This is a genomic window from Streptomyces sp. NBC_01454 (assembly GCF_036227565.1).
Classification (GTDB): domain Bacteria; phylum Actinomycetota; class Actinomycetes; order Streptomycetales; family Streptomycetaceae; genus Streptomyces.
In genome coordinates this window covers 8136175-8150091 of the sequence record NZ_CP109460.1, presented here as the reverse complement: position 1 = coordinate 8150091, position 13917 = coordinate 8136175, and the positions used below count along the sequence as shown (strand labels likewise).

Genomic DNA, 13917 nt, shown 5'->3' with positions numbered 1-13917 from the left:
CCGGAGGAGCAGTACCGCGACAGGGCGCGTCAAGGGAGATGAGCTGGGCCCGGACAGGGCGCAACGCACCCTGTCCGGGCAACTGTCCGCACGCCTGCGAACGAAATCCAGGCGGTCGGCGGACCGGACGGAGGATCAGATACCGGGTCCGGCGAGGTAGGTGAAGCCGGCGGCGAGGGTCGCGGCACCCCCGGTGGTGGTCACGGTGACGTCGGCGGGGCCGGGCGCACCGTCCGGAGTGGGCGGGGTGACGACCGAAAGACTGGTGTCACTGATCACCGAGAACGCCGCGGGCACGGCGCCGAAGGTGACGGACTGGGTGGTGCTGAAGTTGGCACCGGTAATGGTCACCACCGTTCCGCCGCTCGCCGGACCGGAGTTGGGGTCGAGGGTGGTGATGGTGGGCGCGCCGACGTAGGTGTAGGTCAGACCGTTGTTGGTGCCGCCGGCGGTGGTGACGCTGACGCTCACCGGCCCGGGGCCGGTGCCCGCCGGTACGGCGACGGTCAGCTGCCCGTCGTTGACCACGGTCGGCGTCGCGGTGGCGCTCCCGAAGTGCACCGCACTGGCGGTGCTCAGCCCGGTGCCGTTGATGGTGACGATGTTGCCACCCGCCGTGACGCCCGTACTGGGGCTGAGGTTCGACTTGAACGGCGCTCCGATGTAGAAGAACGACAGCGGGTTGCTGGTACCGGCAGAGGTGGTCACGGTGACCGGAACCGTGCCGGTGCCGGACGGGGAGGTGACGGTGACCGAGGTCGCGGTGTTGGCTGTGATGGTGGCTGTCTTGGAGCCGAAGTGCACCGACAGGGCGTTGGCGAGGTTGGTACCGGTGATGGTGACCGTGGTCCCACCCGCGGTCGAACCCTGGTTGGGGCTGATGGGCATGGCATTGCCTCCTTGATTGCGGTGTGTGGAGCGGTGTGTGGAGCGGTGTGTGGAGGGGGTGACGAACCGCGGCCGGAAGGCCGCGTGTGCGGCAGGCGGTGATGTCGAACGCCGGGTGGAGCTCGGGCCGAGGACTCGGCCGGCCCTCAGACGCAGCCGCCGACGCTTCCCGGCGGAGCGCAGTTGTCCGGGGTGTTGTCCCGCACGTTGGTGAGGTAGTCCGTCAACAGCACGCTGCCGGAATTGAGGTAGATCCCGCCGCCGGTGGTCGGGGCCGAGTTGTGGTGCACGTGGGTGTTGGAAAGGACCATGACACCGTTGTCGTTGTAGAGGCCGCCCCCGGCGACGGCGGTGTTGCCACTGACGTCACTGAAGCTCAAGGAGACCGTGCCGCCCAGGTTCGAGATGCCGCCTCCCGGATAGGGGGACACGGCACTGCCGCCACGGACGGTGATCCCTTGCGCGGTCAACTGCCCATTCGTACCCGGCACGTTGGCGGATCCCTCGACCTGAAGGACACGGAACTGCGCAGCGCCCGGGTCGCGCTCGATGATGTTGCCGATGCCGATCAGCTTGAGGGGAGTGGTGATGGCCGGCAGCCCCACCGGCCCCCTGGCACTGAGGTGGTGAGCGCTCGTGATCCGGTAGGTGCAGAACGGAAACAGCGCCAAGGTGTCCCCGCCGATGGCGTTCGCCGTCGTGATCGCGTTCACCAATGCGGACTCGCTGCACAGCACGGAGGTCGAGGTCTGTGCGTGTGCCGGGGCCGGTGCCACGGCCAGTCCCACGGCAAGGACACCGACGCCGAGGAGGGATCGCAGAGTACGGACAGTTGGCATGACGCCCCCGGAATGAGATGGCGTGAACCGCCGGGCCCCTGATGCCACGAACCGCACGGGTCGAGGAATGCACCTCCTCCAGCGGAAGCGCGCACGTGACGGTGTCAGGGCCGCACCGTTGCCTGCACTCTCAAGTGATGATTGAGGGCAGGCCAGTTGCCGCTCCCCGGAGAGGAACGGGCGGGCCCACCGGATTGGATGAGGCCAGTAATCCATCGGGGTGAGCGCGCCAGCAAGAGACTTGACGCCACGTCACCCGATCGGCAGAGCGTGCATCGGCCCCCTTCCCGCACACCGCGGCGCTCCCGGGACCCTTCTGACATCTCGTGCGCGGCACCATCCGACATCGGACCCGGCGCTCGCACCGTCCCCCGTCACTGCGGGAGGTGTTCCGGCAGGAGCGTCCACTTCACCACCGGCGGGTCGCACCAGGGCACCTCATCACGGCGGCCCCCGGAGCAGCTGGGCCGTACGGGTGAAATCGGCTCGGCCCCCTATTGCCCGGGTGTCCGGCAATGGGTCAATCGTGCCAGCCGCGCGACGGGCCGCCCCTTCCTTTGCACGGGCAAGGATCAGTCATGCCGTCCGATCCCCGACGGGCCCCGCCCCCATGCGCCTCCCTCCCTTTACGTGGTGGTCATGGGCTAGGGCATGCTCTCGCAGGAGGCTCCCATGCGCCATCTCTCCAGGCTGTCATCCCGGTCCGCCACCAGGGCCGGCAGCGTCCCGGCCGGCCGTACGGAAGCGGGGACGCCGGCGGGAGACGGCAGGAGATCCGGCGGTGCGCGGCTGCCCTCGCTGACCGGCCTGCGTTTCACCGCCGCGGCCGGAGTCGTCTTCACGCACAGTGCCCTGCTGGTCAGCCCCCACCTCGCCAGGACGCTGGGGCCCGAGGTCTGGGTGGGCGCGAGTGCGGTCTCGCTGTTCTTCATCCTCAGCGGGTACGTCCTGACCCACTCCGCCCGTCCGACGGACACCGCACGGTCCTTCTGGCGCCGGCGGGCCGCCAAGATCCTGCCCAATCACGTACTGACCTGGTGTGTGGTCGTGGGCGCCCTCGCGTTCGCCGGGACGGCGGCCGCCACCAGCGGTTCGGGCATGGTGGCCCATCTCGCCAGTCTCCTCCTGGTGAACACCTGGGTACCCAGTCAGCGTTTCCTCTCCGCGGGTAATCCCGTTTCCTGGTCGCTGGCCGCCGAGATGTTCTTCTACCTTCTCTTCCCGGTGCTGCTGCCCTGGATCAGGCGGCTGTCACGGCGGGGGCTGCTGATCGGTGCCGTGTCGGCCATCGCCCTCGTCTGGGCCTGGCCGGTGTTCTGTGCCCTGGTCCTCAACCCCGAGGGGCGGTTCTTTCCCGGCTACTGGTTCTTGTACATGCTCCCGGTCACGCGACTGCCGGAGTTCGTGCTCGGGATGATCGCGGCCCGAATCTCCGCAGAGGGAATCCGGCTTCCGCGCATCGGTGTGCTGCCGGCCGCGCTGGGGGTCATCAGCGCCATCATCGTGAACAGTTCGTTCCTGCCGCACGACTTCATGTACGCGGCCTCGACCGTGGCCCCGCTCGCCGTGCTGGTCCATGCCACCGCGGAGCTGGATCTGCGCGGCGGAGCGTCACTGCTGCGCACCGCTCCCCTGGTGTTCCTCGGTGAGATTTCCTACGCCATGTATCTGGTGCACCTCTTGGTGCTGGGACTGATGTACGTGGGTCTGACACATCTGGGCTGGAGCGCTCTCGCGGCGATCCTGACCGCCCTTCCCATGATCTTCCTGCTCTCCTGGCTGGTGTACGCGGGGGTGGAACGCCCGTGTATGCGGCGCTTCTCCACGCCTCGCGCCCGCCGCCGTGACCGTCTCCGGCCGGCGGCAGCCCCGTAACGGATGCCGGTCCCGTCGTCCGGCTCGGACAGGCCCGATCCGGACGGAGGGCAAGACCGCCCACGAACAGCCGCCCTCGCGTGTCGCCCGCGCCTCCCCACCCGCAGCACTCTTCCCCCGCAGGACGACAGCCGAAAGAGGCTCCCGATGAAGACGCGAAGCGAGCAAGTCGCCGCCCACCGGCCGCATTACCAGGACGAGCTGGCGCACGGGCTGGCACGGTTCTTCGAGCCGGCGCGCCGTACGTGCCCGTGGTGTGCCTCCCCCCGTCTGCGCGAGCGCCTGCGCACCACCAATCACCCCCAGCGCAAGCCGGGCAGCTTCGTGCTCGACACGTGCCACAACTGCGGCCACGTCTTCCAGAACCCCCGCCTGAGTTCGGAGGGCCTGGACTTCTACTACCGCGATTGTTACGACGGCCTGGGGGAGGCCACGATGGCGCGGATGGCGTCCTCACCCCTGGCGGTCAAGCTCTACCGGACCCGCGCCCGCGCGATGCTCCCCTTCGGCCGCCCCGGGCGCTGGCTGGATGTCGGCACCGGCCACGGCCACTTCTGCGCCGAGGCCCAACGCCTGCACCCGGGCACCGAATTCCACGGCCTGGACTGGGGCGAAGGCGTGGAGATCGCCGCCCGCAAAGGCCGGATCGCGCGGGCCTACCGCGGTTCGTTCCCGGGCCTGGCCGGCCAGCTCGCCGGCCAGTACGACGTGGTGAGCATGTACCACTACCTGGAACACACCCTGGCGCCACGGCACGAACTGACCGCCGCCCGGACGGTACTGCGGACCGGCGGCCACCTCCTGGTCGAGGTGCCCGACCCGCAGTCCGCCGCCGCCCGGTTGCTCGGCCGGTGGTGGGGCCCGTGGCTGCAGCCCCAGCACCTGCACCTCATTCCGCTGGACAACCTCCGCGACGAACTGACCGAGCAGGGCTTCACCATCGTGGCCGTCGACCGGAAGGAGCCGCACATCCCCACCGATCTGACGTCCGCGGCGGTGAATGTGCTCAACTCCGTTCTGCCGGGCGAAGATCTGCCGTGGCTGCCGAGGAAGCCCGGCCCCCTGGGCCGGGGCATCCGTGCGCTGGCCCTGCTGGCCGCCACGCCCGCACTCCTCGTCCTGCTCGGGGTGGACCTGCTGCTGGCGCCCCTCACCCGGCGCACCCGGCTGTCCAACGCCTACCGGGTGATCGCCCGACGGGACTGACCACACCCATGCGCGGAAGGCACGTAAGGCAGTTGAAGGCGCGGAAGGCACAGAGTGCGGAGTGCGAGTGCGGAGTGCGGAGTGCGGAGTGCGGAGTGCGGAGGGCGGAGGAAACGCACATTAGTCCGGCCGGGTGACGCAGTGCGCACTCGCCCTCCCCGCCTCCCGGGAAACGGGACACTTCCGACCATGCACATCCTGATCGCCACCGCAGGTTCACACGGGGACGTGGCTCCCTACACCGGCCTCGGGAGCCGGCTGCAGGAAGCCGGCCACACGGTGGTGATGGCCACGCACAGCCGCTCGGCCGTCCATGTCCGCCGCAGCGGGCTGGGTTTCCATCCCCTTCCGCTGGACCGGTACGCCACCGTGGGCGCCGGACCCGAGAAGGGCGACGGGCAGGACGGCAACGGTCACGGGTCGATGCCCTCCAAGGTCGAACAGATCAGACTGGCACGGGAGTTGGCCCCCAAGATGGCCGACGCACTGGTCGAGGCCTGTACGTCCGGCGCCGACGTCGTGCTGTTCTCCAGCAGCCTGGCCCCCTTGGGAGTGGTGGCGGCGGAGGGTCTGCGCCTGCCCAGCGCCGGGGTCTTCCTGCAGCCCCTGGCCCCCACCCGGGAGTTCCCGCCGGTCATCTTCGACCTGCCGTCGCTGGGACCGTTCGGCAACCGGGCCGCGGGACGCTGCGCCCTGTCCCTGCTGGACCGGGCGTTCGCTCCCGGCATCAAGCACCTCCAGCGGCAGTTGAGTGTGACGCCCGGCGCGCTCGCCCGGCGACGGGCGACCTGGCCGGTGCACCACGGTTTCAGCCCGGTGGTGGTCCCCCGGCCCGTGGACTGGCGGCCGGGGATGGAGGTGGCGGGCTACTGGTGGCCGTGGGAGGCGCCGGACTGGACCCCGGATTCCCGGCTGGCGGACTTCCTCGAGGCCGGTCCGCCGCCGGTCTATGTGGGCTTCGGCAGCATGGCTCTCGGCGACCCGGAGCGCTACGGACGCCTCGTGGGCCGGGCCCTGCGGCTCGCCGGTGTGCGCGGAGTGGTCCAGACGGCGTGGGCGGGGCTGTCGGTCGACGGCGATGACGTACTGACCGTGGGCGAGGTCCCGCACGCGCGGCTGTTTCCGCGGATGGCGGCCGTGGTCCACCACGCGGGCGCGGGCACCACGGCGGCCGGCATGCGCGCGGGGGTGCCGACGGTCCCGGTGCCGATGATGCTGGACCAGTCGTTCTGGGCATCGCGCCTGACCGCGCTCGGGGTGAGCCCGGGACGGATCCCGTTCCGGCAGCTGTCCGCGGAGAAGCTTGCCGCGGCCCTCCGCAAGGCCGTGGAGGAGCCCCGCTACCGTCATCGCGCACGGCAGCTCGCGGCACTGCTCGACGCCGAGGACGGTGCCGGCCGGGTCCTGACCGCGGTGGAACGGCTGGCGGGGCGGGGCAGCGGGGAAAGCTGAGGCGCCGCTCGGCTACCTCTGCGCCACGGGCGGCCCGAGCCGGCCGGATTCCCGCAGCTCGCGCCATTGCGGGGCCAGAACCGACCAGACCTCCGTGTCGTGGCGTACGCCCCGGTAGAGATAGCTTTCCCGCAGCACGCCGTCCCGGACCATGCCGAGCCGCCTGGCGACGTTGATGCTCGCGGTGTTGGCGGAGGCCGCGATCCACTCCACGCGGTGGATCCCGCGCTCGTCCACCGCCCAGTCGATGAGCAGCCGCATCGCGCGGGTGACCAGCCCGCGTCCGGCGGCCGCCTCCTCCAGCCAGCAGCCGGCCTCGCAGGTGCCCGACGCGGCGTCGAAGGTCCGGAACAGCACGCCGCCGACGAGCTCCCGGTCCTGCCAGATGCCGTACAGACGGCCGCTGTCGGCTGCCGTCTTGTCCGCGTAGGACTGCAGGAACGCCGTGGCGGACGTGAGATCGGTGGCGAAGTCGGGCATCGCGATGTACCGGCCGATGTAGGCACGGCTCCGGTCGAGGTGCGCGAGGTACGCCTCGGCGTGCCGGGGCTCCAGCGGCCGCAGCTCGGCACCGTCGTCACCCAGCGATATCGCCCACACCTGATGTCTCCCGCGTCGTGCCCGTAGGCCGTTGTACCTGTGGTCCTGTCGCACGGATCGTTCCTGCTCTCCGCCGTGCGTACCGGCCGGAATCGTCCCACAGGCCCGGACAGGTACGTCCCGCAGCCTCCGCCCCGAGGCGCCGGGCCGGGAATGCAAGTGGGGCGGTGGTCGTGCCGATGGTGTCGACGCTGACCGCGGTGGGCATCTGACCGGCTGCGAGCAGGGGCCGGTCAGCTGCCCACCGCGGTCAGCCGCCTTCGGGCAGGACGGGCCGGTGGGCGCGCAGCACGCCGTAGACCGACCAGACCACCGAGACCAGGGGGACGGCGACCACCGCTCCGGCCACCCCCGCCGCGACGCTGCCGCAGATGACGGAGAGCGCGACCACCATCGGATGCAGCCGCACGGCCCGGCTCATCACCAGCGGGTGCAGCACATGGCCTTCGAGCTGCCCGATGACCACGATCAGCAGCACCACGACGGTGGCCACCAGCGGACCCCGCGTGGCCAGCGCCACCACGGCGGCCACGGCCAGCGCGACGGGCGAGCCCACCAGCGGGACGAAGGCCGCGAAGAACTCCAGGACGGCGAGCGGCACGGCGAGGGGAACCCGCAGCGCGAACAGCGCCACTCCCACGAGCACCGCGTTGGTCGCGGCCACCACCACGATGCCGCGGGTGTACCCGGTGAAGGTGACCCATGCGGCGCGCCCCGCCAGACGCACGGGGCGGCGGCTGCGCACCGGCAGCTGGCCGCCGAACCACGTCCACATCCGGTCGCCCGAGTACAGGAAGAAGATCGAGCAGAACAGCGACAGCACCCCGACCGTCAGCACCGCCACCAGCCGGCCGACCCCGCTGAGTGCCGTGTTGATCAGCGTGGCCCGGTGGCTCGACACGAACCGCGACACCTGCGCCTGCACATCCGCGAGCGTCCCCGGGCGCAGGTGGAAGGGCGGGCCTTCGAGCCACCGGCCGATCCGGTCCACGCCGCCGTCGAACTCCCGGCGCAGCCCCTCCCACTCACCGGCGACGTTCGCCCCGATCAGGCTCAGGACGGCGAAGAGGAGCAGGGTGGCCAGCAGCAGGCCGACCACGACGGCCACCGACCGCGGCATCCCACGGTGCAGCACGCTGACCAGCGGCTCCAGCAGAGCCGTCACCACCAGGGCCAGGAACACCGCCAGTGTCACCAGGTGGAACCGGCCCAGCGCGGCGAAAATCAGGTAGACCGCGACTCCGACGACGATCAGGCGCCAGCCGTAGGCGGCCGCCAGTCGCAGCGTCGGCGAGATCTCTGCCGCTTCCCGCGAGCCGCCGTCCGATGCGACGGCGGGCGGCCGGCGGCCGCCTGCCGCCCCCGCGCCGCGGGCCGTACGGGGTGCGCCGGTCCCGCGCCGCCCCGCCCTGGCTCGGCGGGCGGCGGAGGAGCGCGCAGGCTCGCTGCCGGATCGGTTCCGCACCTGGTCGCCACCACCTCCCACCCCGCTGCCCGGGGACCGGACGGGGGACGACTGCCCGCGGGAGGCAGGCGCCCGCTCTCCGCGCGTACCCAGACGGGTATCACCTCGCGGCCGTTTTCGAACGTGTGCGGGCGCGCATTCCCCCGAAGGCAGGCGGCAGGGGACGGCCGGGCGGGGCGGGTGCGCGGGGCGACGCAGGGACGGCGGAATTTCTTTCCGGCCGGTCGCGTCCTCGTGTCGATCCGGGGCGGAGCCGTTCGTATAGAGGGTGAGAGGCCGGCGAGGCGCCGGCGGAGCGATCGGCCAAGGAGGCAACACCATGACCCATTACCTGCTCAGCATCTACCAGCCCGACGGACCGCCGCCGTCCCCGGAGTTCCTGGAGCCGATCATGCGGGAGGTGGAGGCCGTGAACGCCGAGCTCAGGGCGGCCGGCGCCTGGGTGTTCGCCGGGGGGCTGCACCCGCCGAGCACGGCCACCGTGGTGCGGCAGAAGGACGAGGAGGTGCTGATGACGGACGGCCCGTTCGTCGAGGGCAAGGAGCACATCGGCGGGTTCACCGTCATCGAGGCGCCCGACCTCGACGCCGCGCTCGAATGGGGGCGCAAGCTCGCCCGTGCCACCACCCTCCCCATCGAGGTCAGGCCGTTGCAGCACGGGTCCTGCGGGTGACATCCGGCGGGGCGGAGGTGACCGCGGCGGACGTGGGGCGGGTGTTCCGTGAGGAGTACGGCCGTGCGGTCGCCGTCCTGGTCCGCGTCTTCGGCGATATCGACGTCGCCGAGGAGGCGGTCCAGGACGCCTTCGCCACGGCGCTCGAACGGTGGCCGTCCGCCGGGCTCCCGCCGAGCCCGGCGGGGTGGCTCCTCACCACGGCCCGCAATCGGGCCATCGACCGGCTGCGCCGGGAGCGGTCCCGCGAGGACCGGCAGGTGCAGGCCGCTGTGCTGCACGCCACCGGGGATGCGGCCGAGGAGGGACCCGTGCGCGACGACCGGCTCCGCCTGATCTTCACCTGCTGCCATCCGTCGCTCGCTCCCGCCGCCCAGGTCGCCCTGACGCTGCGGCTTCTGGGCGGGCTGACCACGGCGGAGATCGCCCGTGCCTTCCTGGTGGCCGAGCCCACCATGGCGCAGCGGCTGGTCCGGGCCAAGGGCAAGATCCGCGATGCGCGGATCCCCTATCGGATTCCGACCGACGCCGATCTGCCGGACCGTCTGCGGGCCGTCCTGGCCGTGGTCTACCTCATCTTCAACGAGGGGTACGCGGCCAGCTCGGGTGCGGCGCTGGTGCGCGCGGACCTCTGCCGGGAGGCGATCCGCCTCGGACGGCTCCTGGCCGGGCTGATGCCCGACGAGCCCGAGGTGCTGGGCCTGCTCGCGCTCATGCTGCTGACCGAGTCGCGGCGGGCCACCCGCACCGGGCCGCAGGGCGAGCTCGTGCTGCTGGCCGACCAGGACCGCGGCCGCTGGGACCGGGCTCTCCTCGAGGAGGGCCAGGCACTGGTCCGCCGGTGCCTGCGGCGCAACCGGCCGGGGCCCTATCAGCTCCAGGCGGCGATCCACGCCGTCCACAGTGACGCGCCGACCGCGGCGGCCACCGACTGGGGACAGATCCTCCGGCTCTACGACCAGTTGCTGGCACTCGCCCCCGGCCCGGTCGTCGCCCTGCATCGCGCGGTCGCGGTCGCGGAGGTCGACGGGCCGGCGGCGGCGCTCGCGTGCGTCGACGGCCTCGACCTCGACCGCTATCACCTCTTCCATGCCGTCCGCGCCGATCTGCTGCGGCGTCTGGGCCGCACCGCCGAGGCGGCCGAGGCCTACGAGCGGGCGCTCGACCGCACCGAGAACGCGGCCGAGCGCCAGTTCCTGCAGCGCCGTCGTGACAATCTCCCTCCGGTACGCGGGGATTGACCCGCGTTGCGTGGGGCTCTCCGCTCAGCTCAGTTCGCGTCCGCGGGTCTCCGGCAGTGCCAGCACGCACAGCAGCGAGAGCACCGCCATCGCGCTGACGTACCAGCCGACCGACGCGGAACCGAACGCCGACTGGAGCCGGGTGGCGACCAGCGGAGCGAGGGCGCCGCCCAGGACTCCGCCCAGGTTGTAGGCGAGCGAGGCACCCGAGTAGCGCACGCTCGTCCGGAACAGCTCCGGCAGAAACGCCCCCATCGGGCCGTAGACGACGCCCATGCAGAACAGCGCGCCCCCGAGGCCGAGGGCGATCAGCACCGGCTGTGCGGTATCCAGCAGAGGGAAGAGCACCAGCCCCCACACCGCCGCGAGGGCGCTGCCGACGAGGATCAGTCTGCGGCGGCCGGCCCCGTCGGAACGGGTGGCGGCGAGCCAGGTCCCGGCCGCCAGGAAGAGGCAGGCCACGAGGGAGAGGCCCAGCATGGTGTTGCGGGCGATGCCCAGGGTGCCGGTGGCGTAGGCGAGGCAGTAGGTCGTCGCGGTGTAGAAGAGCCCGTAGGCAATGATCATGCCGCCCGCGCCCAGCAACAGTGCGCGCGGGTGGCTGCGCAGCACCTCCACGGCGGGCACCCGGGCGGCTTCCTGCGCGTCGCGCACCGCGGTGAACACCGGTGTCTCACTGATCTTCAGACGGACGAACAGTCCGACGCCGACCAGCAGGAACGACAACAGGAACGGCACCCGCCAGCCCCACGAGCGGAACGCCTGGTCGTCGAGTTGCGACGACAGCAGCCAGAACACCCCGGTGGCCGCGAAGAACCCCACGGACGGGCCGAGTTGCGGGAAGGCGGCGTACAGCCCGCGGCGGGAGGGCGGGGCATGCTCGACCGCCAGCAGCGCGGCGCCGCCCCATTCGCCGCCCAGCCCGATGCCCTGCAGAAAGCGCAGCACGATCAGCAGCAGCGGCGCCCAGATCCCCCAGCTGTCGTAGCCCGGGAGCAGTCCGACGCAGGCGGTCGACAGTCCCATCAGCAGGAGGGACACCACCAGGACGGATTTGCGGCCCACCCGGTCGCCGAAGTGGCCGAAGAGCACCGAGCCGAGCGGCCGGGCGGCGAAGGCCACGGCGTAGGTCGAGAACGCGGCGAGCGTGGCGTTGACCGGGTCCAGCGTCGGGAAGAACGCCTGCTGGAGAACGAGGGCGGCGGCCGTGCCGTAACAGTAGAAGTCGTAGAACTCGATGGCCGTTCCGATGAACGAGGCCACGGCCACGCGCCGCAGACTCTCCCCGCCCGCCGGGGCCGATGTCTCCGCCGATGCCTGTGCTGATGCTTGTGCTGATGTCTCTGCTGATGCTTGGGCTGATGTTGCGTCACTCGTCATCAGCGCACTGTCACGCTGGGTGCAGGGGTGGGTCAAGAGCGGGTGGGGCTCGTCCCGGCTGCTGAGATCACGTCAGGTTCGGCCGGGTTCAGCGGACGGGCCGCCAGCCGGGGGCGCACGACCGGGCCGTGGCGCTCTTGCAGGGCGGGGAGGTTATGGCCAGTGTGGACGGGCGTGGCCGTCGGCCGTCGGCACGTATCGCCACACGTCTGGAGTGAGCGTGACTTCTTTCGTCCTGCCTCATGCCCTGCACGGCACGGGGGCGCACAAGGTCATCGCCGTGCACGGCTGGCTCAGCGACCGGTCGGCCTTCGACCCGGTCCTGCCGGATCTCGACCGGGACGCGTTCCGGTACGCCCTGGTCGATCTGCGGGGCTATGGCGAGGCGAAGGGCGCGGACGGCGCGTACACCACCGGCGAGGGGGCGGGCGATGTGCTGGCGCTCGCCGACCGGCTGGGCTGGCGGCGGTTCTCGGTGATCGGGCACTCCATGGGCGCCAGCGTCGCCCAACGGGTGCTGGCCGCGGCCCCGCACCGGTTGCGGCGGCTGGTCGGTATCTCGCCCGTCCCCGCCTCCGGGCTGCCCCTGCCGCCGGAGCAATGGGACCTGTTCTCCGCCGCCGTCCATGTCCCGCAGAACCGCCGAGCCATCATCGACCTCACCTCCGGCGGGCGTCGCCCGGACGCCTGGCTGGACCGGATGGTGCGGCATTCGGTGGCGTGCAGCGCTCCCGCGGCGTTCCGCGCCTGGCTGGATTCGTGGTCCGGGGAGGAGTTCGCCGCCGAGGTCGACGGTTCGGCGGTACCGGCGCTGGCGGTGACCGGGTCCCTGGACCCCGCGCTGACCGCCGAACTGACGCGCCGGACCTGGATGCGGTGGTACACCAACAGTGAGCTGATCGAACTGGCCTCGGCCGGGCACTATGCGATGGATGAGACACCCCTGGAGCTGATCCGGGCCGTGGAGGACTTCCTGCGAGCCGACGGCGACGGGCCGGAGGCGGGATGACCACGCCCGTCGCCGATGCCGCGGAGCCTCGGGTGCCGGACGTGTTCGACCCGCGGGGTTACGCGGACGGTCTGCCGCACGCGGCGTACCGGTTCCTGCGCGACCGGCATCCGGTGGCCTGGCAGGAGGAGCACGAGGTGCTCGGCTGGCCCGCCGGGCCCGGCTTCTGGGCGGTCACCCGCCACGAGGACGTCGTACGGGTGCTGAAGGATGCCCGCATCTTCTCCTCCTGCCTGGGCGCCACCCAGATCCGGGATCCGGACCCGGCGGATCTGCCCTTCATCCGCCGCATGATGCTCAATCAGGATCCCCCGGACCACGGCCGGCTGCGGCGCGCGGTCAGCCGTGCGTTCACCCGCGGCCGGGTCGAGCGGTTCGGGGCGGTGGTGCGCGGTCGGGCCCGTGCGCTGCTGACCGCGGCGGTCGACACGGCGCGCGACGGCAACGGGGTGTGCGACCTCGTCGGTGCCGTCACCGACGACTTCGCGCTGCTCAACCTCACCGATCTGCTGGGGGTGCCGGCCACTGAGCGCGGGCTGCTGCTGGACTGGACCCGGCGCGTCATCGGCTACCAGGACCCGGACGAGGCGGCCCCGGCCCAGGCCGGTCCGGACGGGCGGCCCGCCGACCCCCGCTCCCCCGCGATGCTGCAGGACATGTTCACTTTCGCGCGGGAGCTGGCCGCCCACAAGCGGCGGCATCCGGGCGACGACGTGATGACCACGCTCGCCTCGGACGAGGAACTGGCCGTGCCCGAGCTGGAGATGTTCTTCTTCCTGCTGACCATCGCGGGCAACGACACCGTCCGCAGCGCGGCTCCCGGCGGACTGCTGGCCCTGGCCCGGCGCCCGGATGCCTACCGCGGGCTGCGCAGCGGGGCACTGGGCATGCCGGCGGCGGTGGAGGAGCTGCTGCGCTGGCATCCACCGGTGCTCAGCTTCCGCCGGACCGCGGCGTACGACACCGAGCTGGCCGGGTGTGCCGTCCGCGCCGGGGACAAGGTGGTGGTCTTTCACGGTGCGGCGAACTTCGACGAGCGGGTCTTCGCCGCCCCGCACCGGCTGGACCTGACCCGCTCCCCCAATCCTCATGTCTCCTTCGGCGACGGCCCGCACGTCTGCCTGGGCGCCCACCTCGCCCGGCTGCAGTTGCGGGTGCTGTACGAGGAGACCTGCCGCCTGGTCCCCGCCCTGGCGGTGGCCGGGCCGCCGCGGCGGCTGGTGTCGAACTTCATTCACGGGCTGAAGTCGCTGCCGTTGCGGCTGGTGGACGTGGCGCCTGCGTAGCGG

General features: G+C 71.8%; 12 protein-coding genes. 7 read left to right on the top strand and 5 right to left on the bottom strand.

All coding sequences use genetic code 11. From position 1 onward, the window contains the following. Positions 1–135: 135 nt before the first annotated feature. On the bottom strand, positions 136–888 hold the full coding sequence (locus OIU81_RS35780; protein WP_329154526.1) for an IPT/TIG domain-containing protein: 753 nt from the start codon (positions 886–888) through the stop codon (positions 136–138). Between the two features lie 146 nt (positions 889–1034). Next, the gene (locus tag OIU81_RS35775) at positions 1035–1727 is read right to left on the bottom strand and encodes a hypothetical protein (protein ID WP_329331616.1); all 693 of its coding nucleotides are present in this window, start codon (positions 1725–1727) and stop codon (positions 1035–1037) included. A 672-nt stretch (positions 1728–2399) separates the two neighbouring features. Between OIU81_RS35775 and OIU81_RS35770 the strand changes: the two genes are divergently transcribed. The 3 genes from OIU81_RS35770 to OIU81_RS35760 all read left to right on the top strand — a co-directional run bounded on the left by OIU81_RS35770 (position 2400) and on the right by OIU81_RS35760 (position 6260). Further along, positions 2400–3602: an acyltransferase family protein gene (locus tag OIU81_RS35770; protein ID WP_329154522.1), complete on the top strand. Its 1203-nt coding sequence runs from the start codon at positions 2400–2402 to the stop codon at positions 3600–3602. A 147-nt stretch (positions 3603–3749) separates the two neighbouring features. Next, positions 3750–4808: a class I SAM-dependent methyltransferase gene (locus OIU81_RS35765; RefSeq protein ID WP_329154520.1), complete on the top strand. Its 1059-nt coding sequence runs from the start codon at positions 3750–3752 to the stop codon at positions 4806–4808. A gap of 189 nt (positions 4809–4997) precedes the next feature. Continuing rightward, positions 4998–6260 carry a glycosyltransferase gene (locus OIU81_RS35760; RefSeq protein ID WP_329154519.1) on the top strand — a complete coding sequence of 421 codons (1263 nt, stop codon included), beginning with the start codon at positions 4998–5000 and terminating at the stop codon, positions 6258–6260. Between the two features lie 12 nt (positions 6261–6272). Here OIU81_RS35760 and OIU81_RS35755 read toward each other — a convergent pair whose 3' ends face one another. Together OIU81_RS35755 and OIU81_RS35750 are read right to left on the bottom strand one after the other, a co-directional pair. Then, positions 6273–6860, bottom strand: a complete 588-nt coding sequence (locus OIU81_RS35755; protein ID WP_329154517.1) for a GNAT family N-acetyltransferase — start codon at positions 6858–6860, stop codon at positions 6273–6275. A gap of 250 nt (positions 6861–7110) precedes the next feature. After that, positions 7111–8325, bottom strand: coding sequence for an AI-2E family transporter (locus OIU81_RS35750; RefSeq protein WP_443074097.1), 1215 nt, complete (start codon positions 8323–8325; stop codon positions 7111–7113). A gap of 319 nt (positions 8326–8644) precedes the next feature. Between OIU81_RS35750 and OIU81_RS35745 the strand changes: the two genes are divergently transcribed. Beyond that, the gene (locus OIU81_RS35745) at positions 8645–8998 is read left to right on the top strand and encodes a YciI family protein (protein ID WP_329154515.1); all 354 of its coding nucleotides are present in this window, start codon (positions 8645–8647) and stop codon (positions 8996–8998) included. A 17-nt stretch (positions 8999–9015) separates the two neighbouring features. Beyond that, entirely contained in the window at positions 9016–10239 is a 1224-nt protein-coding gene (locus OIU81_RS35740) for an RNA polymerase sigma factor (protein ID WP_329154513.1), read from the top strand. 24 nt (positions 10240–10263) lie between these two features. Here OIU81_RS35740 and OIU81_RS35735 read toward each other — a convergent pair whose 3' ends face one another. Then, positions 10264–11619: an MFS transporter gene (locus OIU81_RS35735; RefSeq protein WP_443074096.1), complete on the bottom strand. Its 1356-nt coding sequence runs from the start codon at positions 11617–11619 to the stop codon at positions 10264–10266. A 220-nt stretch (positions 11620–11839) separates the two neighbouring features. Here OIU81_RS35735 and OIU81_RS35730 point away from each other — a divergent pair, with 220 nt between their 5' ends. Further along, positions 11840–12628 carry an alpha/beta fold hydrolase gene (locus OIU81_RS35730; RefSeq protein ID WP_329154510.1) on the top strand — a complete coding sequence of 263 codons (789 nt, stop codon included), beginning with the start codon at positions 11840–11842 and terminating at the stop codon, positions 12626–12628. After that, positions 12625–13914, top strand: coding sequence for a cytochrome P450 (locus tag OIU81_RS35725; RefSeq protein WP_329154508.1), 1290 nt, complete (start codon positions 12625–12627; stop codon positions 13912–13914). The genes OIU81_RS35730 and OIU81_RS35725 overlap by 4 nt, the downstream gene beginning before the upstream one ends. The last annotated feature ends 3 nt before the right edge of the window (positions 13915–13917 follow it).